The organism is Psychromarinibacter halotolerans, from assembly GCF_029168315.1.
Lineage (GTDB): Bacteria > Pseudomonadota > Alphaproteobacteria > Rhodobacterales > Rhodobacteraceae > Psychromarinibacter > Psychromarinibacter halotolerans.
Genome location: NZ_JARGYD010000005.1, coordinates 41,881 through 66,177, shown reverse-complemented (window position 1 = coordinate 66,177; position 24,297 = coordinate 41,881). Strand labels below are relative to the sequence as shown.

The window sequence follows — 24,297 nt, the reverse complement described above, 5'->3', positions numbered from 1 at the left end:
GTGCCGCACGAAGGAAAGACATGCGCTGGAAAACCGCTGAATACGAAGGCTGGGGCCGCGCCCTGCGGGCCGAGGGGCAACTGGCGCGCCCGGAACGTCGCGCCGCCCTTGACCTGTTGATGCAGCAAGAGCCCTCTCCGGCCATCGGCATGCGCCGATCCTATGGGGACGCCTGCCTGAACGATGGCGGCCGCGCCATCGACATGACCCGTCTGGACAAGTTTCTTGCCTTCGACACCGACACGGACCTGTTGACCGTAGAGGCTGGCGTCACGCTGGGCGAGATCGTCGACACGCTTGGGCCTAGGGGCTGGATTCCGGCCGTGCTGCCCGGCACCGGTTTTGCCACGGTGGGCGGCGCCATCGCCAACGATGTGCACGGCAAGAACCACCACCTTGACGGCAGCTTCTGCCAGCATGTGACCGAACTGACCCTGATCGCCCCCGACGGAACCGCGCAGACCGTTCTGCCCGACACCGACCTGTTCCGCGCCACCGCGGGCGGGCTGGGGCAGACCGGCGTGATCGCCACCGCAACCCTTCGGCTGCGCCGGATCAAGGGCGACGTGATGACCGTCACGGAACGCCGCGCGCCCGATTTCGATACGTTCCGCGCCCTGCTGGATGAAAGCCAAGCCAGCTATACCGTGGGCTGGATCGACACCACCGCCACGGGCGCCCGGCTTGGCCGCGGCATCCTTGAAGAAGGTGAAACGATCGCCGGGCTGGTGCCGCCGAAGAAACCCTCGAAGTCGGTGCCGTTCGACGCGCCCGGAATCGCGTTGTCGCCGCCGGTGGTGCGACTGTTCAACCGGATGTATTACGGCCGCGTCCCCAAGCGCGGGCGCACGGTGGTCAAGCCGCTGGACAACTTCTTCTTCCCGCTCGACAAGCTGCACGACTGGAACCGCCTGTACGGCAAGCACGGGTTCCACCAGTTCCAGTGCGTCGTGCCGCTGGCCGCTGCCGAGGTGATCCGCGATATGCTGGGCCGCGTCGCGGTGTCCGGTCTTGCGTCCCCGCTGGCGGTGCTCAAGCGCACCGGGCCGGGCCGCGCGGGGCATCTGAGCTTCCCGATGGAAGGTTACACCCTCGCCTGTGATCTGCGGGCCCGGCCCGAGGCGGAGAAGCTGATCCACCGGCTAGAGGCGCAGACCGCCGATGCCGGGGGACGGATCTATTTCGCGAAGGACGCCCTGTGTTCGGCAGACCGGATTCCGCAGATGTATCCTGAACTTGAAGCGTGGCGCGCAGAGGTGGCGAAGGCCGATCCCGACGGCGTGCTGAAGACCGACCTTGTGCGTCGGCTGAAATTGCGGGGGGCGGCATGACCGAGACGTGGATCCTTCTTGGCGCAACCTCGTCGATGGCACGCGCGATGGCGCGGGCGCTGGCGGAACGCGGCGACGGTGTCATCCTTGCGGGCCGCGATGCCGACGAATTGCAGGCGATGGCCGACGATGCCCGCCTGCGCGGAGCACGGCTGGCAGAGACGGCGGTTTTCGACGCCCGCGACCCCGAAACCTTCGCGCCGATCATCGCGCGGGCCGAGACACTGGAAGGCACGATCAACGCCGCCGTCTTCGTCGGGTCGATGCCCGAGCAGGCGCAGATCGACGCCGACCCCTCGCTGATCGACGGCACCGTCACCGACAGCTTCACCGGCCCTGCCCGGCTGCTGACCATGCTGGCCCCCGTGATGGAAACGCGCGGCAAGGGCACCGTCGTCGGCGTCGGATCGGTCGCCGGTGACCGGGGCCGGGTTGGCAACTATGTCTACGGCGCCGCCAAGGCCGGGTTCGCGACCTATCTGTCGGGGCTTCGCAACCGGCTGACCCGCGCGGGCTGTCACGTGGTGACGGTGAAGCCGGGCTTCGTGGACACCGGCATGACGTGGGGCATCGAGGGCATGTTCCTTGTCGCATCGCCCGATAAGGTGGCCGCAGACATCCTGAAAGCCGTGCGCAAGAAGCGGAACGTGATCTACACGCCCTTCTTCTGGCGCTATATCATGCTGATCATCCGGTCCGTCCCAGAGCCGATTTTCAAGAAGCTTTCGATCTGACGCAGCCCAGTCCCGTCGGGACAATCGGAACAGCCACCCGGTTTCAGGCGTTGTCGCTTCAAAGGTCCCGCATTTCCGCGCGGACAAGGTTGAAGGACATCTCTGAAATGCTCGAATGGATTCTCATACTTCTGGCCGTCGCCGCCGTCGCCGGTCTTCTTGGCTTTGGCAAGCTTTCGGGCCTTGCGCTATCGGGTGCGAAGCTGCTGATTCTTGTGGTGCTGGTGTTGTTCCTGCTGGTCCTGTTCGGGATCATAGCCATCGCGTGACCGCTGGCATTCGCCACGAATTCCGCTATTGAGCGGCCATGAGCCAGGACGACAAACCCTCGAAATCTCATGGCCGCCTCGCCATCGGCGCAAGCGCCCAGCCCCGTGACCTGATGACGGACCGCCCCGACCTTGCCGGGGCGTGGACGGCGCGGGTCATTACCCTGTTCCCCGAGGCGTTTCCGGGCGTGCTGGGCCACTCGTTGACCGGACGCGCGCTGGATCGCGGCCTGTGGCAGCTTGATCCCATCGATCTGCGCATCTTCGGCGAGGGCCGGCACCGCAATGTCGACGACACCCCCGCTGGCGGCGGCGCCGGGATGGTTCTTCGGGCCGACATCATGGGCCGCGCGCTGGACTTTGCCGCGCGGCGGGGGACAGCATCTGCTGAAAACTGGCCGTTGATCTACCTGTCGCCGCGTGGCCGCCGGTTCGATCAGTCGATGGCGCGGCGCCTGTCGAAGGCCCGTGGCGTCACGATGGTCTGCGGCCGGTTCGAGGGCCTCGACCAGCGCGTCATCGACCACTACGGAATGGAAGAAGTCAGCCTTGGCGACTTCGTCCTGACCGGCGGAGAAATCGCGGCACAAGCCATGCTGGACGCCACCGTCCGGCTGCTGCCCGACGTGCTGGGCAACGAAGCCTCCACGGAAGAGGAAAGCTTTTCCGACGGCCTTCTTGAACATCCACAATACACCAAACCCGCCGAATGGAAGGGCCACGCGATCCCCCCTGTCCTGCTGTCGGGTCATCACGGTGAAATCGCGAAATGGCGCCGCCAACAGTCCGAGGCGATCACCCGCGACCGGCGTCCCGACCTGTGGGACGCCTACGAGGCGCGGAACACGTCGGATAAACCCAAGAAGCGTTAGCTTTCACGCCCGTCAGCGGGCCGCCTTTTCCCTTGCCAAGCCACCCTGCAATGCCTAGAAGACGCCGGACCTGACGGGGAGACCCGATTCAGGTTCGCTGCTGTTCCCAAACGGAACCGGACAAGGGGCTTCTTCACCCCGCCTTCCCGGCCCCGGAGAACGGCAGACCAAGGAACGACGACCTGTATCTCCGGCGGGCACCACGGTGGACCCGACAGAAGACCGAGAGCTCTGAGGCGGCATTAACCTTCCCGGGAAAACCGGGGGCAAAATAGGAGTGGATCAGATGGACCTGATCGCGCAACTGGAAGCCGAGCAGATCGCTGAGCTCGGCAAGGATATCCCGGACTTCAAAGCCGGTGACACCATCCGCGTCGGTTACAAAGTGACCGAAGGCACCCGCACCCGGGTGCAGAACTACGAAGGCGTCTGCATCAGCCGCAAGAACGGCTCGGGCATCGCGGGCTCGTTCACCGTCCGCAAGATTTCCTTCGGCGAAGGCGTGGAACGTGTGTTCCCGCTGTACGCGACCAACATCGACTCGATCACCGTGGTCCGCCGCGGCAAGGTCCGTCGTGCGAAGCTGTACTACCTGCGCTCGCGTCGCGGCAAATCGGCCCGTATCGCCGAAGTCACCAACTACAAGGCCCCCAAGGGCGCCGAGGCGTAAGGAAACCGGACGATGAAAAAAGATACCCATCCCGAATACCACATCATCGACGTCAAACTGGTCGATGGCACCGTGGTCCAGATGAAAAGCACTTGGGGCGCTGAAGGCGACACCATCTCGCTTGACGTCGATCCCTCGGTTCACCCGGCTTGGACCGGTGGCGGCACCCGCCTGATGGACACCGGCGGCCGCGTGTCGAAGTTCAAGAACAAGTACGCCGGCCTCGGCTTCTAAGCTTCGAAGGCTTTCGCGTACAGAACGCCGCCCCTTGGGGCGGCGTTTTTCGTTTCGGCCATAGCCATCGCCCCGGCAGCACCGCTTTCCTTTGCGTCAAGCGCCGCGCCGGGCTTAGGATCGGGCCACCGCATCCAGACGGTGTCCGCGATGAACGAAGTCCGTACCCAGCCCAAGCTCGTCCTGCATCTCGCCGGCGCCCTGCGCGCGACCGATGCCGGGGGCCGGGATATTGGCGGGCTGTCGCGTCGCGGGCTTGCCCTGCTGGCCGTCCTGTCCCAGCGGCGCGACATGCGGGCGGAACGGGCTTTCCTTGCCGACCTTCTCTGGAGCGACCGGAACGAGGAACAAGCGCGCGGATCGCTGCGACAGGAACTGACGGCGCTACGGCGCGCCCTGCCCGATGGCGTTCTGGACGCGAACCGCCAGCAGGTCTGGCTGACGCCCTCTGCCGTGGGCTGCGACGCAAGCGGCCAAGGCGCGTTCCTTGAAGGCTTCGACCTGCCGTCCGAGGGGTTCGAGGACTGGCTGCGCGAGGCCCGCGCGTCGTTCGATCCCGTCGCCAACCCGCCGGACCCGGCGCCCGCCCCCGACCCGTTCCTTCGCCCCGCCGTCCTGCTGTTCCCGTTCGATGCGCTGTCCACCGGCCCCGACGACGCGATGATCGCCGCCGGACTGACCGAGGATCTGCGCGACGCGTTATGCTGCTGGCGCTGGTTCCCCGTCATCGGCCCAGAGGCGATCGGCTGGAAATCGGTGAAGGACGTGGACCTTCGAACGACCGCCGGCTCCGTCAACGCGGCCTATGCGGTGACCGGAACGCTGCGTTGTGCCGGCGGCCAAGTCCGCATTTCCGTGTCGCTGACAGAGGTCGAGACAGGGCGATCCCGTTGGTCCCGGCAATTCAGCGGCACGCTTCAAGACATCTTCGCGTTCCAAGAGGACGTCAGCCGCGCCATCGTCGCCCAGCTGGAACCCCAGATCTCGCACGCCGAGGCGATGCGGATCGCGCGCAACCGGCCCGCAGCAATCGGACCGTGGCAGCTTTTGGCGCAGGCGGATGAGGTGAACCGGCTTGGCGGCGAAGGCTATGGCAGCCCCGAGGCCAACTTGGAACAAACCCGGCTGATGGAGCAGGCGCTTGAAATCGAGCCCGACTTCGTGCCCGCGCTGGTCCGCATCGCGCGGTACTGGTTCCGCGCTGGCCTGCTCGACTGGGTCGACGACCGCGCCACCGCGTTCGAAAAGGCGCTGGCGCTTAGTGAACAGGCGATCCGACTCGATCCCGACGTGTGGGAGGCGCATTGCTATGTCGGCCTGACCCATATTTTTGGCTACCAGAATTATGCCCCAGGACGGCACCACAGCCTTGAAGCCGTGCGGCTGAACCCCTCTGCTGCACTCGCGCGCCACGCGGCCGGGTGCGCGTCGGAATGGCTTGGGCTTCCGGAAGAGGCGCTGGACCACCTGCACCTGATCTTCCGCCTCAATCCCAGCTACACCGGCCGCGCCGCCGTGCTTGGAGATATCACAACCTGTGAGATGTTCCTTGGCAACCGCGAGACGTCGGTCGATGCCGCGCGGCAGCTTTTCGCGATGGCCCGCGACTATGCGCGCGGGATACAGCGGTGCGTGGCAACCTTCGGCTGGTTCGACGAACCCGAACTGGCGCAAAGGTCGCTGGCGCGCCTGCGCGAAATCCAGCCCGGCTTTGACCGCGCCTACGTGCTTGCCACCTATCCCTATGCGCGTCAGAAGGATCTAGAGATGATGCTGGCCGCGTTCGAAAAGGCCGGCGCCTTCCCCGACGGATAGCCATCCGAAGGATATCCACGGCCCCTTGCACAATTTGCCGGGTTATCCACTGCATTTCCACTCAATCGGCACCCCCGGCGCTTTTCAACCTGCAGCACACCACATATAGTGTCGGGAAACGTGCGGAGGGCCCCGAAACGGGCCGGACAAGGGGACAGGGCGTGGCGCATATCATCGTCGTCGGGAACGAAAAGGGTGGTGCTGGCAAGTCCACCGTATCGATGCATGTCGCGACTTCGGTCGCCCGCATGGGCCACAGCATCGGCGTCATCGACCTTGACCTGCGCCAGAAGACGCTGACGCGCTATCTCGAAAACCGGCTGACCTACATGCAGAAGCATGACATCGATCTTGCTGTGCCGGAATTCCGCGACCTGCCCGACGTCGAGAAAAGCGAACTGGCGGAAGGCGAGAACATCTACGACCGCCGCCTGTCGATGGCCGTCGCCGGTCTGGAGCCGATCTGCGACTTCATCCTGATCGACTGCCCCGGCTCGCACACCCGTCTCAGCCAAGTCGCCCACTCGCTGGCCGATACGCTGATCACCCCGCTGAACGACAGCTTCCTCGACTTCGACCTGCTGGCGAAGATGGACGGCGAAACCCGCGAGATTCAGGGCCCCTCGGTCTATTCCGAAATGGTCTGGTCCGCCCGGCAACTGCGGGCGCAGGCGGGGCTAAGCCCGATCGACTGGGTCGTGGTGCGCAACCGCGTCGGACCGCAGCGGATGGTGAACAAGGAAATGATGGTCGCCGCGCTGAAAAAACTGTCGAAGCGGCTGGGCTTCCGCATCGCCCCCGGCTTCACCGAGCGCGTGACCTTCCGCGAACTGTTCCCGCGCGGCCTGACCCTGCTGGACCTGAAAGACATCGGGGTGAAGCAATTCAACATCTCGATGGTCGCGGCCCGGCAAGAGCTGCGCGATCTGATCACCGAATTGCGCCTGCCGGGGGTCGAAGTCGACTTCTGACGACCTCTATCGACATCTGACGGGGCGGCCCGCGCGTTTCAGGACACGCGGATCGCGACGTTCTTGGTCTGCACGTAGTTCCACAGCGCCTCGCGCCCCTTCTCGCGGCCATAGCCGGACTTGCCATAGCCGCCGAACGGCGTTTCGACACCGCCCGCAAACCACTCGTTCACGAACACCTGCCCCGCCCGCAGGCGTCCCGCCGCCCGTGCCGCGCGATCCAGATCGCGGGTGAAGACACCCGCCACCAGCCCGTATCCCGTGCCGTTGGCGATCCGGATCGCCTCGTCCTCGTCGCGCCACCGCATGACGGACACCACCGGTCCGAACACCTCTTCCCGCGCAATTTCCATATCCGGCGTCACACCGGTCAGCACCGTCGGCTCCATGAACGCGCCGGGCCGGTTCAGCGGCCGCCCACCGCTGGCCACCGTCGCGCCCGCCGCCTCGGCCTCGGCGACCATGCGCACCGCCCGGTCGCGCTGTACCTCGCTGACCATCGGCCCCATGTTCGGCCCGAAGGCGGTTCGCTCCAGCCCGGGCCCGACAGAGATCGACCGGGCAAGCGCGACGATGCGGTCCGCCACGTCGTCGTGCACATCCTCATGCACGATCACCCGCGACATCGCCGAACACACCTGCCCCGCGTTCGTGAAGATCCCCTTGCGCACGCTGGCCAGAAACGCGTCCAGATCGGCATCCGGATGCACCACCGCCGCCGACTTGCCGCCCAGTTCCAAAACGCACGGGATGATCGACTGCGCCGCCGCCGTGGCGATGGTCCGCCCCGTGGCCACGGACCCGGTGAACACGATCATGTCGACATCATCGTGGCCCGCCAGCGCCGCCCCGGCCTCGTGCCCGTATCCGGACAGCACGTTCAGCGCGCCCACCGGCAGCCCCACCGCTTCGCCCGCCTTCGCGAACCACGAGGACGACAGCGGCGTCATCTCCGAGCTTTTCACCACGCAGGCGTTGCCCGTCGCGATCCCGCAGGCGATCGAGCGCGCCGCGATCTCAAGCGGGAAATTCCACGGGATGATCTGCGCCGACACGCCGTAGGGCTCCATCAGCGTGAAATCGAGGTATCCCGCACCCAGCGGGATCGACTTGCCCTCGACGGTGCTGGCCTGATTGCCGAAGTACTCGAAATACTTGGCCGCGTTCTCAACCTCGCCGCGCGCTTCCCACAGCGGTTTGCCCTGTTCGCGCGTCAGCAGGGTCGCGATCTCGTCGGCGTTGGCGCGGAACACATCCGCCATCCGCTGCACCAGCCGCCCCCGGTCCAGCGGCCGCATGTCGGTCAGGACCCCGCTGCCGTGGCAGGCGCGCGCGGCGGCCACCGCGCGGTCGACATCCGCCGCATCCGCAAGCGCCTGCTGCGCCACGACCTCGCCCGTCGCCGGGTCGGTCACCGCGATGGTGCCGCCGCCCCCCTCGACCCACTGGCCCGCGATATGGTTCAGCCCGATGTCCGTCATGCGATCCTCCCTTGCCCCGTCCGTCCTAGGCCAGCCACCGACCCCGCACCAGAGCCGTTGACGCGCCCCCCGCTGCCCGCCACGCTGCCGCGCATGGAGGAGCCCCGCAACATCGCCGTGTTCGACATCGGCCGGACCAACGCGAAACTCGTGCTGGTCGACCTGTCCACGCTGGCCGAGATCGCGGTCCTCAGCCGCCCGAACACGGTGGTTTCGGGGCCTCCGTGGCCGCACTTCGACGTCGATGCCCTGTGGCACTTCCTGCTGGATGGCCTTGCCCAGATGCAGGCCGAACACGGGCTCCACGGGATCGTCCCCGTCGCTCACGGCGCTTGCGGCGCGCTGGTGGACGGTGACGGTTCGCTGGCCGCGCCGGTCATGGTCTATGACGATCCGATCCCGCCGGATGTCGCTGCCGCCTACGACACGATCCGTCCACCGCAAGCTGACACTGGCAGCCCCCGGCTGGACGTTGGTCTGAACCTTGGCGCACAGCTTCACTGGCAACTGTCGCGCGATCCGACGCTTGCCGCGCGGGCGGCCCACCTCCTGTGTTGGCCGCAATACTGGGCCTTCCGCCTGACCGGCACGGCCGCCAGCGAAGTCACAAGCCTGGGCGCCCACACCGATCTGTGGAACAGCCACACGAACCAGCCATCGCCGCTGGCCGCGCGCCTCGGCCTGACCCTGCCGCCGGTCCGCGCCTGCCATGAGGTCCTCGGCCCGGTCCTGCCGGACATCGCATCCCGGACCGGCCTCGCGCCGAATACGCCGGTGCTGTGCGGCATCCACGATTCCGACGCGTCGCTGTTTCCCTACCTGATGACCCGCCCAGCGCCCTTCGCCGTGGTCTCTACCGGGACATGGATCGTCGTCATGGCCCCGGGCGCCACCGCGCCGTCCGGCACGCAACTCAACACCGACGCGCTTGGCCGACCGCTGCCGGCGGCGATGTTCCCCGGCGGGCGCATCTACGCGGAAACCGCCGGCCAGGTCCCGGATGCGACCGCTTTGTCAGAGACGCTGGACCACGGGATCATGCCGCTGCCGGACGCGACCTGGCACCCGTCCGAACCCACCGCGAACAGCCCCCACCGAACCGCCGCCGCCAGCTTCGCCCTCGCCATCCGTACGGCGGACACGCTCGCCAGCCTCGGCCATGCCGGTCCCGTGTTTGTTGAGGGCGCATTCGCCCGCAACACGGCGTGGTGCGCCATGCTCGCCGCCTGCGGCCACGAGGTATGGGCCATCCCATCCGCCACCGGCACCAGCGCGGGCGCCGCATGCCTGTTCCGGCCGCAGGACGTGCCGCCGCCGCAAGGCCAGCCGGTCACGCCACTTCAGAACGCGGCGACCTACATCGCCGACTGGCGGCAAGCCTCTTCTTCTGTCTGAAAATATCCCGGGGGACGCGCGCAAGGCGCGCGGGGGGCAGAGCCCCCGCACCGCCCCGAACCACGCGCCGTCCTAGCCCGGAGCCCGCTCTGCCCATCCGGCGAAAACACGCTCCAGCGCCACCACGATATAGTACAAAAGGATCCCCAGCGCGGCCAACGCGATCAGGACCGCGAACATCAGCGGGTAGTCCGAATTCGTCTTGCCGCTGTCGAACAACGCCCCCAATCCTCGCCCGTGCGGCGACACGATCTCCATCAGGTTCGTGCCGATGAAGGCCAGCGTCACCGCCACCTTCAGCGCGCCGAAGAACTCCGGCAGCGTTTTCGGCAGCGCGATCTTCCAGAAAATCGTCGCCTGCGACGCGCCCAGCGCCCGCAGAATGTCGCGGTATTCCGGTTCCAGCGTCGACAGCCCGATCGAGATCGACACGGCAATCGGGAAGAACGAGATCATGAAGGCGATGAGCACCGTATTGAAGTCGTGCTTGCCCACGAAGATCAGCGCCACGATCGGCACGACGGTCGCCTTCGGAATCGCGTTGAACCCGACCAGCAGGGGATACAACGCCTCGCGCATGGTGCGCGAAAAGCCCATGACCATGCCCAGCAGGACGCCAACCACGATGGCCAGCAGCAGCCCCACCACGGTCCGCCACAACGTCTGCCAGCCCATCACTAAGAACAATTCCCAGTACCGCGCAAACGCCGGCGGCAGGTCGGACGGCGAGGCCATCTTGTAGTTCGGCCAGCCGTTCGCCCAGACCAGCAACTCCCACAGGCCAAGGAAGACGATAACGGCGACGACAGGCACAAGGATCTGGCGCATCAGGTTCATGCCGGGGTCTCCTCGGCGGGGGCGCGGCCCTGCGCGATCTCGATCTGGTGACGCAGGATCGCCAGCATCTCAGCCGCCTCGGGCGTATACAGGTGATCAAGGTCGCGGTGGCCGGTGTTCGGCACATCCAGCACGTACTGCGTGCGGGCCGGACGGCCCGACAGCACGACGACCTGATCGGCAAGGAAAATGGATTCGCGCAGATCGTGGGTGATCAGAACGCCGGTGAACGGCTCTTTCGCCTTCACCTGATGCATCGTCTGCCACAGGTCCTCGCGGGTGAAGGCATCCAAAGCGCCGAAGGGCTCGTCAAGGATCAGCACCTCGGGCTGATGCACCAGCGCGCGGCACAGGCTGGCCCGCTGCCGCATCCCGCCCGACAGCTCGGACGGGCGCTTGTCCTCGAAGCCCTCCAGACCCACCAGCGCCAGAAGATAGCGCGCGCGGTCTTCCTGCTGTTTCCGGGTGGTCTTGGTCGGCACGATTTCCAAGGGCAGCATCACGTTCTGCAGGATCGTTCGCCATTCCAGCAGCACCGGGTTCTGGAACGCCATGCCCACGGTGGCGCGCGGCCCCTTCACCGGCTGGCCGTGCAGCTTTACGACGCCCTCGTCGGGTTTCATCAGGCCGGCGACCAGCCGTGTCAGGGTGGACTTGCCACAGCCCGACGGCCCGACCACGGCGACGAAGCCGCCCTCGTCCACGGACAGTTCCAGCCCGTTCAGCACCGGCAGCGGGCCGTCGGCCGTTTTATAGGCGTGCCGTACGCCCGTAATCTCGATCATCGATGTCATGTCATGTCCGTCCCGACGAGGTCCCCGGGCGCGCATCCCCACGCGCCCGGGTCTCCGGCGGCGCGCCCGCTCTCCCCCCGTGTCCCCTCCCCCGGCGCGGGGGAGGGTCAGGAAAGGGGGGGGCGGCGCCGCGCGCAGATAAGTTTGGCCGGGGGCGTCAGCACGCCCCCGCCCGCGTCACTTCAGCATCACCGGCTCTTCCGGCAGGTAGGCGTCGGTGAAATAGGCCGAAACGTCGGGCTCGTTCTGGAACTCGTAGACGGTGCCGATCTGCTCGACCGCGCTTTCCAGACGCGCCGGGTCGATGCCGCCAAGGCCGTTCTCCAGCACCCAGTCGGTCAGCACGTTGCCGTCGATCGTCAGCGCAAGGCGTTCGGTCTCAAGCTCGGCGTCGGCTGCGGGGTTCCGCTCCATCAGGCTCGGAATGACGGCAGCCGGATCGGCCACGGCATCGGCCCAGCCCTTGCCCACGGCTTCAAGGAAGGCGGTGACCAGTTCGGGGTTTTCCGCGGCGAAGTCCGTGTTGACGATGATCGCGTTGCCGTACAGGTCGACACCATAGTCGCTGTACATGATGACGCTGATGTCTTCCTCGTCGACGCCAAGACGCTTGGTGTTCAGGAAGGACGAGAAGTTGTAGCCGGTAACGGCGGCCACGTTGCCCTCGGCCAGCATCGGTTCGCGGGTCGGGAAGCCGACCGGCTCGACGGTGATGGCGTCGACGTCCAGATCGTTCTCGGCGGCGAAGATCGGGAACTGCGCCCATGCACCGTCGGGCGGCGGGGCACCCAGCACCTTGCCTTCAAGGTCCTTCGGCTCTTCGACGCCCAGCGACTTGCGGCCGACGATGGCGAAGGGCGGCGCGTCGTAGATCATCATGACAGCGGTGACCGGTGCGCCGGGGTTCTGGTCAAGGAACCGGATCAGCGAGTTGATGTCGGCGAAGCCCACCGGGAAGGCGCCCGTGGCGACCTTCGGGATCGCGTCCAACGAGCCGGAACCCGCCGTGATCTCGACCTCAAGACCCGCGTCGGCGAAGTAACCTTCGTCGATGGCGGTGAAATACGGGGCAGCCGGGCCTTCGAACTTCCAATCAAGCGCGAAGGGCATGCTGGTCTGCGCCATGGCTCCGCCGGTCAGCGCGACGACGGTCGCGGCGGCGGTCAGGATGGTACGGTGAAACAAGAGCTTCTCTCCTCTCTGTGAATCGTCCCGAGGCAGATTTTTCGAACCGCGTTGCGGCGTCCAGCAATCCCGGCCTGGAATGTACGCCCAAATAGCCATGCCTAATTATTAACCTTCATGCGGAGGGAATGAGCAAAATTCAGGTGCGTTTGAGTCACGCCGGCCAGACCCGCACCGACACCGGCACTCCAGTCCGCACACGGGACGGCACCGCTTAGCAGACACCAGAAACTTCTAGAAATTTCTGGTCGGCACAATCTTCTGGAAAATTGTGCCGTACCCCCGCGCCCAAATTTCGGGCTTGGGGGATGCGGCCCCGCAAGGGATCGGCGCAATCTGTTGTACCCCCACGCGAAACCGTGGAAAGTTGATCCCAAGGAAAAAGGGGCGCGAGCATTTCATGGCGATCACGGCATCCATCTACCACCTGACGCACTACAAGTACGACCGCCCGGTCACGCTTGGCCCGCAGATCATCCGGCTTCGACCTGCGCCGCACAGCCGGACCCCGGTGCTGTCGCATTCGCTGAAGGTTTCGCCCGGCGGGCATTTCGTGAACCACCAGCAGGACCCTTACGGCAACTGGCAGGCGCGGTTCGTGTTTCCCGACCCGGTCATGGAGTTCAAGATCGAGGTCGACCTGACCGCCGACATGTCGGTTTACAACCCGTTCGATTTCTTCGTCGAGGAATCCGCCGAAGCCTATCCGTTCACCTATGACGAGGCGATCCAGGACGACCTGTCGATCTACCTAAAACCCGAGCCGATAACGCCGCGGGTGAAGGATTTCGTGGCCTCGATCGACACCAAGGACATCAACACGGTCGACCTGATCGTGAACCTGAATACCCGGCTGTCGAAAGAGATCGGCTACGTCATCCGCATGGAACCGGGGGTGCAGGCACCGGAACAGACGCTAGAGATCGGCAAGGGATCGTGCCGCGACACTTCGTGGCTGCTGGTCAACGTGCTGCGGCATCTTGGCATCGCGGCCCGGTTCTGCTCGGGCTACCTGATCCAGTTGAAACCCGATCTTGTGGCGCTGGACGGCCCGGCAGGGACCGACCATGACTTCACCGACCTGCACGCGTGGTGCGAGGCTTATATCCCCGGCGCGGGCTGGATCGGCGTCGATCCGACCTCTGGCCTGCTGACCGGCGAAAGCCACATCCCGCTGGCCGCGACCCCGCACTATCGAAATGCCGCGCCGATCAGCGGCATGGCCACGTTCGCCGAGGTCGATTTCTCGTTCGACATGCAGGTGACGCGCACCGCCGAGCACCCGCGCATCACCAAGCCCTTCTCGGAAGAGGCTTGGGACGACCTCGACCGGCTGGGCGACAAGGTCGATGCGGCGATCCGCGACGCGGACATGCGGCTGACGATGGGGGGCGAGCCGACCTTCGTGTCGATCGACGACTTCGAGTCGGACGAATGGAACACCGCCGCCGTCGGCCCGCAGAAACGCGCGCTGGCCGATACGCTGATCCGGCGCCTGCGCGACCGCTTCGCGCCGGGCGGGTTCCTGCACTACGGTCAGGGCAAGTGGTACCCGGGCGAGACGCTGCCGCGCTGGACCTTCAGCCTGTACTGGCGCACCGACGGCAAGCCGATCTGGAAGAACGAAACGCTGATCGCGACCGAGGAAAAGCAGGACACGGCGACGCCGGACAACGCCGACAAGTTCCTGACCGGCTTTGCCGAACGGCTGGGCGTCGACCCCGGCCACGTTCAGCCGACCTACGAAGACCCGGCAGAGTGGATCCTGAAAGAGGGCGAACTGCCGCCCAACGTCACGCCCGAGGACAGCAAGCTGAAGGACCCCGAGGCGCGCGCCCGGATCGCCCGCGTGTTCAGCCGAGGGCTGGAAAACCCGGCGGGCTATGCCCTGCCCCTGCAACGCTGGCAATCGAAGGCGCAGCCCTCGACCCGCTGGCGCAGCGAGTACTGGAAGACGCGACGCGGCCACCTGTTCCTTGTGCCCGGTGACAGCCCCGTTGGCTTCCGCCTGCCGCTGGGTTCGCTGCCGCATGTGTCCCCGTCGGCCTATCCTTACACCTACCCTGCCGATCCGTCGGTCATCGAGGGCGAGCTGCCCGACCCCCACGCCGCGCTTGCGGGACGGCGCGAGAAGCTGCTGGAAGAACTTCAGCGCATCGCCGAGGAAGAGGCCGAGCAAAAGGCCGACATGGTGCCCGAGGTATCCTCGGATCACACCCAGCCGGTCAGCGCCGCCCGCGATGCGGGGCCGCGCCAGACGATCGTGGAACAGGGCGTCGACCCGGAGGGCGGCGAGGTCCGCACAGCCATCGCGATCGAGCCGCGCGACGGTCGCCTGTGCCTGTTCATGCCGCCGGTCGAGGCGGTCGAGGACTATCTCGAACTGCTGGCCGCGGCCGAGGACACCGCCGAGGAACTGGGTCTGCCGATCCACATCGAAGGCTACTCGCCCCCCAGCGACCCGCGCATGAACGTGATCCGCGTCGCCCCCGACCCCGGCGTGATCGAGGTGAACATTCACCCCGCCCGGTCCTGGGACGACTGCAAGGCGATCACCGAAGGCGTCTATGACGAGGCACGCCAGTGCCGCCTTGGCGCCGACAAGTTCATGATCGACGGCAAGCATACCGGCACCGGCGGCGGCAACCACGTCGTCGTGGGCGGCGCGTCCACGCTGGATTCGCCCTTCCTGCGGCGGCCCGACCTGATGCGCTCGCTGGTGCTGTACTGGCAGCGGCATCCGTCGCTGTCCTACCTGTTCTCGGGCCTGTTCATCGGCCCGACCAGTCAGGCCCCCCGCATCGACGAGGCGCGGCACGACGGGCTGTACGAGCTGGAAATCGCGCTGAGCCAGATCCCGCACCCGGATCAGGGCACGCCGCCGATGCCGTGGCTGACGGACCGTCTGCTGCGCAACCTGCTGACCGACGTGACCGGCAACACCCACCGGGCCGAGATCTGTATCGACAAGCTGTATTCCCCCGACGGCCCGACCGGCCGTTTGGGGCTGGTCGAGTTCCGCGGCTTCGAGATGCCGCCCGACCCGCGCATGTCGCTGGCCCAGCAATTGCTGATCCGCGCCCTTCTTGTCCGCATGTGGCAAAGCCCGATCGGCGGCAACTTCACCCGCTGGGGCACAACGCTGCACGACCGGTTCATGCTGCCGCATTACGTGTGGCAGGACTTCATGGACGTGCTGGACGACCTGCGGCAGCACGGCTTCGACTTCCGGTCCGACTGGTACGAGGCGCAGCAAGAGTTCCGTTTCCCGTTCTGCGGCGAGGTCACGGTCGGCAACGTGACGCTCGAACTGCGGCAGGCGCTGGAACCGTGGCACGTGCTGGGCGAGACGGGCGCCATCGGCGGCACCGTGCGCTACACCGACAGCTCGACCGAGCGGCTTCAGGTGAAGCTGACGGCGGCCGATCCCGGACGCTATATCGTCACCTGCAACACCCGCCGCGTGCCGCTGCGCGCAACCGACGAAAGCGGCGTGTCGGTGGCTGGCGTGCGGTACAAGGCGTGGCAGCCGTCGGCGGCGATGCACCCGGTGACCCCGGTGGACGCGCCGCTGACCTTCGACATCTACGACACCTGGACCGGCCGCGCGCTGGGGGGCTGCGTCTACCACGTCGCGCACCCGGGCGGGCGCAATTACGACACCTTCCCGGTCAACGCGAACGAAGCCGAGGCGCGGCGTCTTGCGCGGTTCGAAGCGCACGGGCATACCCCCGGCGCATACACGCCACCGCCCGAACATCCGCACCCCGAGTTCCCGATGACCCTAGACCTGCGCAGGCCACCCGATGTCTGACATGCCCGGCCGCAGCGGGCCTCCGGACTGGATGGCCCGTGCCGCGCGGCTTCTGCGCGACTACAAGCCGCTTGCCGGAGCGGCAGACGAACTGATGGACACCGAGGGCAACATCCGCCCTGTCTGGATCAACTTCCTGCAAGAACTTTCGGTGTTGCCGCAGGAAGAATTGCAACTCGCGGCCTCGCGCGGGGACCAGTACCTGCGCGATGCGGGCGTGTTCTTCCGCCACTACGGACCAGAGGACAGCGCCGAACGCGATTGGCCGCTGTCTCATCTGCCGCTGCTGATCGACATAGAGGAATGGCACCAGATCGCCGTCGGGCTGATCGAGCGGGCCGACCTTCTGGAACAGGTGATGGCCGACATCTACGGCCCCGGCACGCTGGTCCGCGACGGGATCATCCCGCCCGAGCTTCTGGCCGGCAACCCCGAGTGGCTGCGCCCGATGGTGGGGGTCCGGCCCCGGTCCGGCCATTACCTGCACCACGTGGCTTTCGACATCGGCCGTGGTCCCGACGGCGACTGGTGGGTGCTGTGCGACCGCACGCAGGCGCCGTCCGGCGCGGGCTTTGCACTGGAAACGCGCATGGCCACGTCGCGCGCCTTCCCCGACATCATGGGCCGCAGCAACGTCGTTCGCATCGCCCGGTTCTTCCGCCTGTTCCGCGACGCGATGCTGGATCTGCGCAACGGCGACGGCAGCCGGGTGGCGATCCTGACGCCCGGCCCGATGAACGACACCTATTACGAACACGCCTACATCGCGCGCTATCTCGGGTTCCTGCTGGTGCAGGGCGAAGATCTTGTCGTCCACAATGGCGACCTGATGGTGCACACGGTCAGCGGCCCGCAGCCGATTTCCGTTCTGTGGCGGCGGCTGGATTCGAACTGGATGGACCCGCTGGAACTGCGGGAAAGCTCGCAGATCGGCACGCCCGGACTTGTCGGCGCGCTGCGGGCCGGATCGGTCAACATGATCAACGCGGTCGGCTCTGGCGCGCTGGAGATCCGCGCGCTGATGGCCTTCCTGCCGCGCATCGCCGAGCACATGACCGGCAAGCCGCTGACGCTTCCGAACATCGCGACATGGTGGTGCGGCGGCGCGGCGGCGCGGGACTTCGTGAAAGCCAACCTCGACCGCATGACGCTGGACAACGCCATGTCCACCGGTCTTCCGTTCGACCACGACGAGCAGATCACGATTGCCGGGCGCAATCCCGACGGGGCCCAGATCGATCCCGCGCGCATCGACACGCTTGCGGGCGATCTTGCGGCGCAGGAAATCGTCTCGCTTTCGACCGCCCCGACGCTTGAAGACGGGCGGCTGGTTCCCCGCCCCATGAGCCTTCGGGTCTTCCTTGCCCGCACGCCAGAGGGCTGGCAGGTGATGCCCGGCGGCTTCGCCCGCGTGGGCAACACGTCTGAATCGGCGAACGTCGCGATGCAGAAGGGCGGCGCGGTCAGCGACGTGTGGATCGTCGGGCGCGAGAAGGATTCGGGCGAGACGCTGCTGAAACCGGCGGAAACCGGGTTCCGCCGGCGGCAGACCGTGTCGCTGCCATCGCGTGCGGCGGACAACCTGTTCTGGCTGGGCCGCTACACCGAACGGGCGGAACACAAGATCCGCCTGCTGCGCGCCTATCACCTGCGGCTGGCAGAGACCGGGCGCCCCGACCTGCCGCTGAACGAGTATCTTGCCGACTATCTCGAGGTACTGGGCTGCGAAACGCCCGAGGATTCGACCGAGGACGTGCGCGCCGCCCTGCGCAGCGCCGGCAGCATCCGCGACCGGTTCTCGGTCGACGGGTGGAACGCGCTGACCGACCTGCTGCGCACGATGGAACGGCTGGCGCCGAAGCTGCGGCCCGGCGACGACGCGGCGCGGGCGATGAGCGTGTTCCTGCGGAAGATCTCGGGGTTCTCGGGCCTTGTGCACGAGAACATGTATCGCTTTACCGGCTGGCGGTTCCTGTCGGTCGGCCGCGCGATGGAACGTGCGTGGGCCACCTCCAACGTCCTGTGCAGCTTCACCGCGCCGGACGCGCCCGAGGGCAGCAGCGACATCGCCATCGAGGCGGGCGACTCGATCATGAGCCATCGTCGGCGGTTCGCGGTCGGTGCCGGACGCGAGACGGTACTGGACCTGCTTCTGCTGGACGCGCTGAACCCCCGGTCGGTGCTGCATCAGCTGACCATGATGCACGAACACCTGCGCTATCTGCCGGTCCACCACGATGGCCCGCGCATGACGCCGGTTCTGCGGCAAGTGATGCGGATGGAAACCGACCTTGCCGTCGCCACCGCCGAGGATTTCGACGACGCCCGCCTGTCCGAGGTCGCGTCCGAGACCGCGGCCCTGACGGGTCTGCTGGCCCAAAGCTACCTGCGGTGACGGCCATGCTGTACGACATCAGCCTGAAAATCGCCTACGACTACGACAGCTTCGTGGACGCCGGGCGCCATATCCTGCGGATCGTTCCGGCGGATCTTCCGGGCGAACAGCGCGTCATCGCGTCCAGCCTGTCGATCGAACCCGCGCCGTCCGAGCGCGTCACGCGGCGGGATTTCTTCGACAACTCCTGCGTCGACATCGCCTATGACGACCCGGTGTCCGAAACCGAGTTTCGCGTCACCGCACGCGTCGAACGCTACGACACGCCGCCCGCGCTGGACGTGTCGCCCGACCTTGCGGCTTTGGCCAACGAACTGTCGCAGCACGCGTCCATCGGGCCCGCCGCCCCGCACCATTTCCTGTTCCCGTCGGAACGCGTCGGACGCCACCCCGAAATCGTAGAGTGGGCGCGGCAGGTCTCGGCGGACCGTGTCACCGCCTTCTCGATCGCGCGGACGATCTGCGACGCGGTTCACGACGGCCTGACCTTCGATCCCGAAGCGACGATGGTCGACACCCCCGTGGACGAGGCGTTCCGGCTGAAACGCGGCGTCTGTCAGGATTTCACCCACATCGCCATAGCGGCGCTGCGCGGGCTGGGCATCCCGGCCGGGTACGTGTCGGGCTATTTGCGCACCCTGCCGCCCGAAGGCGAAGAGAAGCTGGAAGGCGCGGACGCGATGCACGCATGGGTCCGGGCGTGGTGCGGCGCCGACATGGGCTGGGTCGAACTTGACCCGACGAACCGGATGCTGGCCGGGCTGGACCATGTTGTCGTCGCGCGCGGACGGGACTACTTCGACCTTGCACCCGTCAAGGGCGCGCTGCGGACCGCCGGCGCCCAGACGACCACGCAATCGGTGGACGTGAAAGAGGTTCACCAGACCTAGCCCTGAAGGTTCCGATGTTCTCGAACACTACACGCCGCCTGATCGAGTGGGGCGATTGCGATCCCGCGGGGATCGTCTTCAACCCCAAGTTCTTCGTCTATTTCGACCACTGCACCGCGCAACTGTATATTGCCGCCGGTTTCAGCCGCAGCACCATGTTGGAAGACTTCGGCGCCGTCGGCGCGCCCGTCGTGAAGACCGGGGCCGAGTTCTACATGCCCAGCACGTTCGGCGAAGAGGTCACGATCACCTCGACCGTGACACGCGTCGGGACCTCCAGCTTCGACGTCACCCACCGGCTGGAGAAGGACGGCGTGCTGCGGGTCGAAGGAAAAGAGACCCGGGTCTGGACGCTGCGCGATCCGGACAGCGGCAATCTCGTGTCGGCGCCGCTGCCGGAACCGCTGGCCAAAGTGTTTCGCGGCTAGGGTTTACGCGCGACGATATAAGGCCGCGCATCGCGGCCCTTCGAGGCATGGCGTTCCACCGCCTCGATCTCGAAGCTCGCATCACGGATCGCCTGTTGCAGGTCGTCCGCCGAGAACACGATGACGGTGGGCGCCATGCCTACCAGCCGCATCAGCGGAAGCGCAAGATACTGGATCAGCGGGCTCATGTCGGACAGGCAGGTGGTCTTGCTGACGAACAGGCCGCCGGGCACCAAAAGATCGGCGATGTGGCGCAGCGTGGCTGGCAGGTCCTCGACAAGGTGCAGGTAATTGAAGCCAAGCACCGCGTCCCACCGCATCGGCTCGCGCGCCATGTCCTCGGCCGTGGCGGCGCGGAAGTTAAGGCCTGCATCGGGCGCTTCGGCGGCCTTGGCATTGGCGATTTCGATCATGCCGGGGGAAATATCGGTGCCGGTATAACCCTCGACCCCGCCCGCCAGTCGCAACGCGGTGCTGCCGGTGCCGCAGCCTAGTTCCAGCACCTGCATGTCGGGGCGCAAAAGGCCAGCCGTGCGTTCCAGCGAACGGGTATAGCCCGCTTCGTCCGCGATCTTGCTTTTGGCGTACTTCGTTGCGGCCCGGTCCCAAAACCGCGCATCGCGTGCCTCGTTCATCCCACGTCCCCACCACATAGCCCGAGCGATGTCGTGACAGCCAATTATCGTTGACGCAAGGGCAATTGGCCAAACGGCAGTCCGCTTTCCGCAGTGCGCGGAAGGACAGCGACGGTTCGGGCCGGACTGCCGGTCAAAACGCCGTTTCGATTCGCCGTGCTCGCGGTGCCTGGGCATACGGACGGAAAGCCTAGTAAAATAGTCGGATTGACAATTCCGACTTAATCGCTCACCTTTTTGCGAGATCCACCAGCCACCCCGTTCGACCCGGGGAAGCCCGGGTATTGAACAACGGAGCGGAGCAATGACGACCTCGAAGGACTCGCCCCGCCGTGCAGAGGCTGGTGACCGACAGAGCCTCGTCGCGGCGGATATTCTGAACATTCTGGCCGAAAGCGGGCTGGCGACCAATCACGGCGTCGAATGGCTGCTGGACAACCTCGACCGCCGGTCCGAGGTGCGGGCATGACCTTCGAGGACAAGAAGGTGATCGACGCCCAGACCGGGTTTCCGACCTATCGCGCCGAAGACCTTGTGGCCGGTGGCCGCGAGGCAAAGATCCTGCTGGGCGACCAGTGCTACACGCTGCGCATCACCCGTGCGGGCAAGCTGATCCTGACGAAATGACCGGGACGCAGGCGCACACACGGCGCGGAGGCGCACCCGTCGGCTATATCGACGAACTGGATGCCGTCGGCGCCGGGGCGGTGAAGTACCTTCGCATGTGGAGCGACGGCCCCGAGGCTCAGGCCATCGCCGACCGCAACTTCGCGCTGCTCCTTGGCCCGCAGCAGGGCCCGGTCACGACCCGCGCGCTGGACCAGCTGATGCAGATCTGCGCCCGCTACGGGCGGCGGCCGCTGATGCGGCACGGCCAGACCTGCAAGTGCCTTGGCGGCGACGAAAGCTGCTTTGCCACCTTCGTCTCCACGGCCTGCGATGGCGACCGCGAGGATGCCCTGCTGATCGCGATGAACATCGTGCGCGCCGACATGGCGCCACAACTGGCGGACCTCGCCCAGACCTTCGGGCTGGCGCTGAAACGCATTTCACTTCTGTCGCGCCCCTCGGCGCGGAAGCACGTCGCCCAACCAACACTGCACTAGAAAAAGGACCACCAGCCAGATGCGACACCTCAAGACCGCCGCGAGCGCCACGGCCCTCACCCTTGGCCTGACCGGCAGCGTTTTCGCTGCCGATGTCTCGAAAGAGGCCGTTCTGACCACATATGCCGACATCGCCGCGGCCAAATACGCCGACAGCCTGACCACGGCCCAGACGCTGAAAGCCGCCGTCGACGCGCTGATCGCGGACCCGTCCGATACGACCCTGCAAGCCGCCAAGGACGCTTGGCTGGCCGCCCGCGTGCCGTACCAGCAGACCGAGGTCTATCGCTTCGGCAACGCTGTCGTCGACGACTGGGAAGGCAAGGTGAACGCATGGCCGCTGGACGAGGGCCTGATCGACTATGTCGACGGCTCCTACGGCGGGCCGACGGACGAGAACGAATTCGCTGCGCTGAACGTGGTCGCGAACCCGACCTTCACCCTGTCCGGTGAAGAGATCGACGCCACCGACATCACGCCCGACCTGCTGTCCGATACGCTGCACGAAGCCGACGGGGTCGAGGCGAACGTCGCCACCGGCTATCACGCGATCGAGTTCCTGCTGTGGGGCCAAGACCTTAACGGTCACGAGGCCGGCGCCGGCGCGCGTCCCTACACCGACTATGTTCAGGGCGAAGACTGCACCGGTGGCAACTGCGACCGCCGCGCTGATTACCTGTCTGCGGCGACCAACCTGCTGATCTCGGATCTCGAATGGATCACCGCCCAGTGGGAAGACGGCGGCGAGGCTCGTACCACGCTGATGGACGACGTCGATGCCGGGATCGTCGCGATGCTGACCGGCATGGGCAGCCTGTCCTACGGCGAGCAGGCGGGCGAACGGATGCGCCTTGGCCTGATGCTGAACGACCCCGAGGAAGAGCATGACTGCTTCTCGGACAACACGCACAACAGCCACTACTACGACGGTCTGGGCATCCAGAACGTGTACCTTGGCGAATACGCGCGGATCGACGGCAGCGTCGTGGAAGGCGCCTCGCTCAGCGATCTCGTGGCCGCGACCGACGCCGATCTCGACACCGAGATGCAGCTGAAGCTGTCGGCAACCATGCGCGCGCTGGGTCAGATCAAGACGACTGCGGAAGCGGGCTTCGCCTATGACCAGATGCTGGAACGCGGCAATGTCGATGGCGAGCGTCTGGTGATGGGCGGCGTCAACGCGCTGATCGACCAGACCGGCAGCATCGAGCGCGTCGTTTCGGTGCTGGAACTGGACCAGATCGACTTCGAAGGCTCGGACTCGCTGGACGATCCGGACGCGGTCTTCCAGTAAGAGCGCCTATCAGGACAGGAAAAGGGCGGCCCCGGTGGCCGCCCTTTTCTTTTTGCCGCCGGTCGTGGGCAGGTCAGCCTCCCGGGTCAGTTCCAGGGGCCGCCCCGGTCCGGTTTTCCGCGGGTGCTGGGGATGCGGCTGGACGTCATCGGCGCATCATCGGCCCGCGCGGCGGCATGGCGCGGCGCCGCGGCGGTGCCCTGCCCCGCCATTTCGCGCAGTGCGGCGATCCTGTTTTCCGTCGCCGGATGGGTGGCGAACAGGTTGTCGCGTTTGTGCGCGTGCAGCGGGTTGATGATGAACATATGGGCCGTCGCCGGGTTCCGCTCGGCCGCGTCGTTGTCGATCCGGGCGGCACCCGCCGCGATCTTTTCCAGCGCCGAGGCCAGCCACATCGGCTGACCGCAGATCTCGGCCCCGGCCTTGTCGGCGGCGTATTCGCGGGTGCGGCTGATCGCCATCTGCACCAGCGCGGCGGCCAGCGGCGCAAGAACCATCATCAGGATCGTGCCGATCAGCCCCATCCTTTCGCGGGCACCGCCAAAGAACAGCGCGAAGTTCGCCAGCATGGAAATCGCACCGGCGAAGGTCGCGGTGACGGTCATGATGGCGGTGTCGTGGTTGCGGATATGGGCAAGTTCGTGCGCGACCACGCCAGCGAGTTCCTCGCGGTTCAGGCTGCGCATCAGCCCCGAGGTCACCGCCACGGCGGCGTTCGCGGGATTGCGGCCGGTGGCAAAGGCGTTGGGCTGCGGCGTGTCGATCAGATAGACCTTGGGCTCGGGCATCCCGGCGTTGCGTGCCAGTTCCGACACCATGTCGTGCAGCCCCGCGCGGTCGCCCGGCGTCACGGGCTGGGCGTTGTGCATCCGCAGCACCATCTTGTCCGAGTTCCACCATGTGAACGCGTTCATCCCGGCGGCGACCACCAGCGCAAGCACAGCGCCGCCCGACCCGCCGATCAAATAGCCGATCCCCATGAACAGCGCGGTCATCGCTGCCATCAGCATCGCCGTCTTCACATAGCCCATCTGTCTCTCCGAAGGTTCATGCCGCAACCAACATGAATATGGGGCCGGTTCCACGGGCCGCAAGCCGGACCGCCGCGCGGGCGGGTGCGGGGCGTGACAAACCGCCCCTTTATTTC

General features: G+C 66.4%; 23 protein-coding genes. 17 read left to right on the top strand and 6 right to left on the bottom strand.

Going from position 1 to position 24,297, the window contains the following annotated elements:
* Positions 1-20: 20 nt before the first annotated feature.
* The 8 genes from P1K30_RS14010 (at position 21) to P1K30_RS13975 (ending at position 6,896) form a co-directional block, all read left to right on the top strand.
* A complete protein-coding gene (locus tag P1K30_RS14010) occupies positions 21-1,331 on the top strand; it encodes an FAD-binding protein (protein WP_275633377.1) in 1,311 nt (436 codons plus the stop codon).
* The gene (locus P1K30_RS14005) at positions 1,328-2,065 is read left to right on the top strand and encodes an SDR family oxidoreductase (protein ID WP_275633376.1); all 738 of its coding nucleotides are present in this window, start codon (positions 1,328-1,330) and stop codon (positions 2,063-2,065) included. Before P1K30_RS14010 ends, P1K30_RS14005 begins: the two co-directional genes overlap by 4 nt.
* Before the next feature lie 107 nt (positions 2,066-2,172).
* Positions 2,173-2,334: a DUF1328 family protein gene (locus tag P1K30_RS14000; protein ID WP_275633375.1), complete on the top strand. Its 162-nt coding sequence runs from the start codon at positions 2,173-2,175 to the stop codon at positions 2,332-2,334.
* 38 nt (positions 2,335-2,372) lie between these two features.
* A complete protein-coding gene (gene trmD, locus P1K30_RS13995) occupies positions 2,373-3,206 on the top strand; it encodes a tRNA (guanosine(37)-N1)-methyltransferase TrmD (RefSeq protein ID WP_275633374.1) in 834 nt (277 codons plus the stop codon).
* A 286-nt stretch (positions 3,207-3,492) separates the two neighbouring features.
* Positions 3,493-3,876 carry a 50S ribosomal protein L19 gene (gene rplS / locus P1K30_RS13990; protein WP_275633373.1) on the top strand — a complete coding sequence of 128 codons (384 nt, stop codon included), beginning with the start codon at positions 3,493-3,495 and terminating at the stop codon, positions 3,874-3,876.
* A 12-nt stretch (positions 3,877-3,888) separates the two neighbouring features.
* Entirely contained in the window at positions 3,889-4,110 is a 222-nt protein-coding gene (gene rpmE / locus P1K30_RS13985; RefSeq protein WP_275633372.1) for a 50S ribosomal protein L31, read from the top strand.
* A gap of 150 nt (positions 4,111-4,260) precedes the next feature.
* The gene (locus tag P1K30_RS13980; protein WP_275633371.1) at positions 4,261-5,925 is read left to right on the top strand and encodes a hypothetical protein; all 1,665 of its coding nucleotides are present in this window, start codon (positions 4,261-4,263) and stop codon (positions 5,923-5,925) included.
* 161 nt (positions 5,926-6,086) lie between these two features.
* Positions 6,087-6,896, top strand: coding sequence for a division plane positioning ATPase MipZ (locus P1K30_RS13975; RefSeq protein WP_275633370.1), 810 nt, complete (start codon positions 6,087-6,089; stop codon positions 6,894-6,896).
* A gap of 38 nt (positions 6,897-6,934) precedes the next feature.
* Here the strand turns inward: P1K30_RS13975 and P1K30_RS13970 are convergent, their stop codons facing one another.
* On the bottom strand, positions 6,935-8,377 hold the full coding sequence (locus tag P1K30_RS13970) for an aldehyde dehydrogenase family protein (protein ID WP_275633369.1): 1,443 nt from the start codon (positions 8,375-8,377) through the stop codon (positions 6,935-6,937).
* Positions 8,378-8,470: 93 nt separating this feature from the next.
* Between P1K30_RS13970 and P1K30_RS13965 the strand changes: the two genes are divergently transcribed.
* Positions 8,471-9,772 carry an FGGY family carbohydrate kinase gene (locus P1K30_RS13965; protein WP_275633368.1) on the top strand — a complete coding sequence of 434 codons (1,302 nt, stop codon included), beginning with the start codon at positions 8,471-8,473 and terminating at the stop codon, positions 9,770-9,772.
* Positions 9,773-9,844: 72 nt separating this feature from the next.
* On the opposite strand, the gene P1K30_RS13960 is transcribed toward P1K30_RS13965, so the two are convergent.
* The 3 genes from P1K30_RS13960 to P1K30_RS13950 all read right to left on the bottom strand — a co-directional run bounded on the left by P1K30_RS13960 (position 9,845) and on the right by P1K30_RS13950 (position 12,588).
* On the bottom strand, positions 9,845-10,609 hold the full coding sequence (locus P1K30_RS13960) for an ABC transporter permease (protein ID WP_275633367.1): 765 nt from the start codon (positions 10,607-10,609) through the stop codon (positions 9,845-9,847).
* A complete protein-coding gene (locus P1K30_RS13955) occupies positions 10,606-11,403 on the bottom strand; it encodes an ABC transporter ATP-binding protein (RefSeq protein WP_275633366.1) in 798 nt (265 codons plus the stop codon). The genes P1K30_RS13960 and P1K30_RS13955 overlap by 4 nt, the downstream gene beginning before the upstream one ends.
* A gap of 177 nt (positions 11,404-11,580) precedes the next feature.
* On the bottom strand, positions 11,581-12,588 hold the full coding sequence (locus P1K30_RS13950; RefSeq protein WP_275633365.1) for an ABC transporter substrate-binding protein: 1,008 nt from the start codon (positions 12,586-12,588) through the stop codon (positions 11,581-11,583).
* 400 nt (positions 12,589-12,988) lie between these two features.
* On the opposite strand from P1K30_RS13950, the gene P1K30_RS13945 reads away from it, so the two are divergent.
* From P1K30_RS13945 to P1K30_RS13930, 4 genes are read left to right on the top strand one after another with little or no spacing between them, the layout of a single operon-like run.
* Positions 12,989-16,402, top strand: coding sequence for a transglutaminase family protein (locus tag P1K30_RS13945; RefSeq protein ID WP_275633364.1), 3,414 nt, complete (start codon positions 12,989-12,991; stop codon positions 16,400-16,402).
* 1 nt (position 16,403) lies between these two features.
* Positions 16,404-18,797, top strand: a complete 2,394-nt coding sequence (locus P1K30_RS13940; protein WP_379562009.1) for a circularly permuted type 2 ATP-grasp protein — start codon at positions 16,404-16,406, stop codon at positions 18,795-18,797.
* A gap of 5 nt (positions 18,798-18,802) precedes the next feature.
* On the top strand, positions 18,803-19,687 hold the full coding sequence (locus P1K30_RS13935) for a transglutaminase family protein (protein ID WP_275633362.1): 885 nt from the start codon (positions 18,803-18,805) through the stop codon (positions 19,685-19,687).
* A gap of 14 nt (positions 19,688-19,701) precedes the next feature.
* On the top strand, positions 19,702-20,115 hold the full coding sequence (locus P1K30_RS13930; protein WP_275633361.1) for an acyl-CoA thioesterase: 414 nt from the start codon (positions 19,702-19,704) through the stop codon (positions 20,113-20,115).
* On the opposite strand, the gene P1K30_RS13925 is transcribed toward P1K30_RS13930, so the two are convergent.
* A complete protein-coding gene (locus P1K30_RS13925; protein WP_275633360.1) occupies positions 20,112-20,750 on the bottom strand; it encodes a class I SAM-dependent methyltransferase in 639 nt (212 codons plus the stop codon). The genes P1K30_RS13930 and P1K30_RS13925 overlap by 4 nt on opposite strands.
* 304 nt (positions 20,751-21,054) lie before the next feature.
* On the opposite strand from P1K30_RS13925, the gene P1K30_RS13920 reads away from it, so the two are divergent.
* From P1K30_RS13920 to P1K30_RS13905, 4 genes are read left to right on the top strand one after another with little or no spacing between them, the layout of a single operon-like run.
* Positions 21,055-21,219 (top strand): hypothetical protein, encoded by a 165-nt coding sequence (locus P1K30_RS13920; protein ID WP_275633359.1) that lies wholly within the window; start codon positions 21,055-21,057, stop codon positions 21,217-21,219.
* Positions 21,216-21,377 carry a hemin uptake protein HemP gene (gene hemP, locus P1K30_RS13915; protein ID WP_275633358.1) on the top strand — a complete coding sequence of 54 codons (162 nt, stop codon included), beginning with the start codon at positions 21,216-21,218 and terminating at the stop codon, positions 21,375-21,377. Before P1K30_RS13920 ends, hemP begins: the two co-directional genes overlap by 4 nt.
* Entirely contained in the window at positions 21,374-21,856 is a 483-nt protein-coding gene (locus tag P1K30_RS13910) for a hypothetical protein (protein ID WP_275633357.1), read from the top strand. The genes hemP and P1K30_RS13910 overlap by 4 nt, the downstream gene beginning before the upstream one ends.
* Before the next feature lie 19 nt (positions 21,857-21,875).
* Positions 21,876-23,150 carry an imelysin family protein gene (locus tag P1K30_RS13905; RefSeq protein WP_275633356.1) on the top strand — a complete coding sequence of 425 codons (1,275 nt, stop codon included), beginning with the start codon at positions 21,876-21,878 and terminating at the stop codon, positions 23,148-23,150.
* An 86-nt stretch (positions 23,151-23,236) separates the two neighbouring features.
* Here the strand turns inward: P1K30_RS13905 and htpX are convergent, their stop codons facing one another.
* Complete coding sequence (htpX, locus tag P1K30_RS13900) at positions 23,237-24,181, bottom strand: zinc metalloprotease HtpX (RefSeq protein WP_275633355.1); 945 nt, start codon at positions 24,179-24,181, stop codon at positions 23,237-23,239.
* Positions 24,182-24,297: the final 116 nt, after the last annotated feature.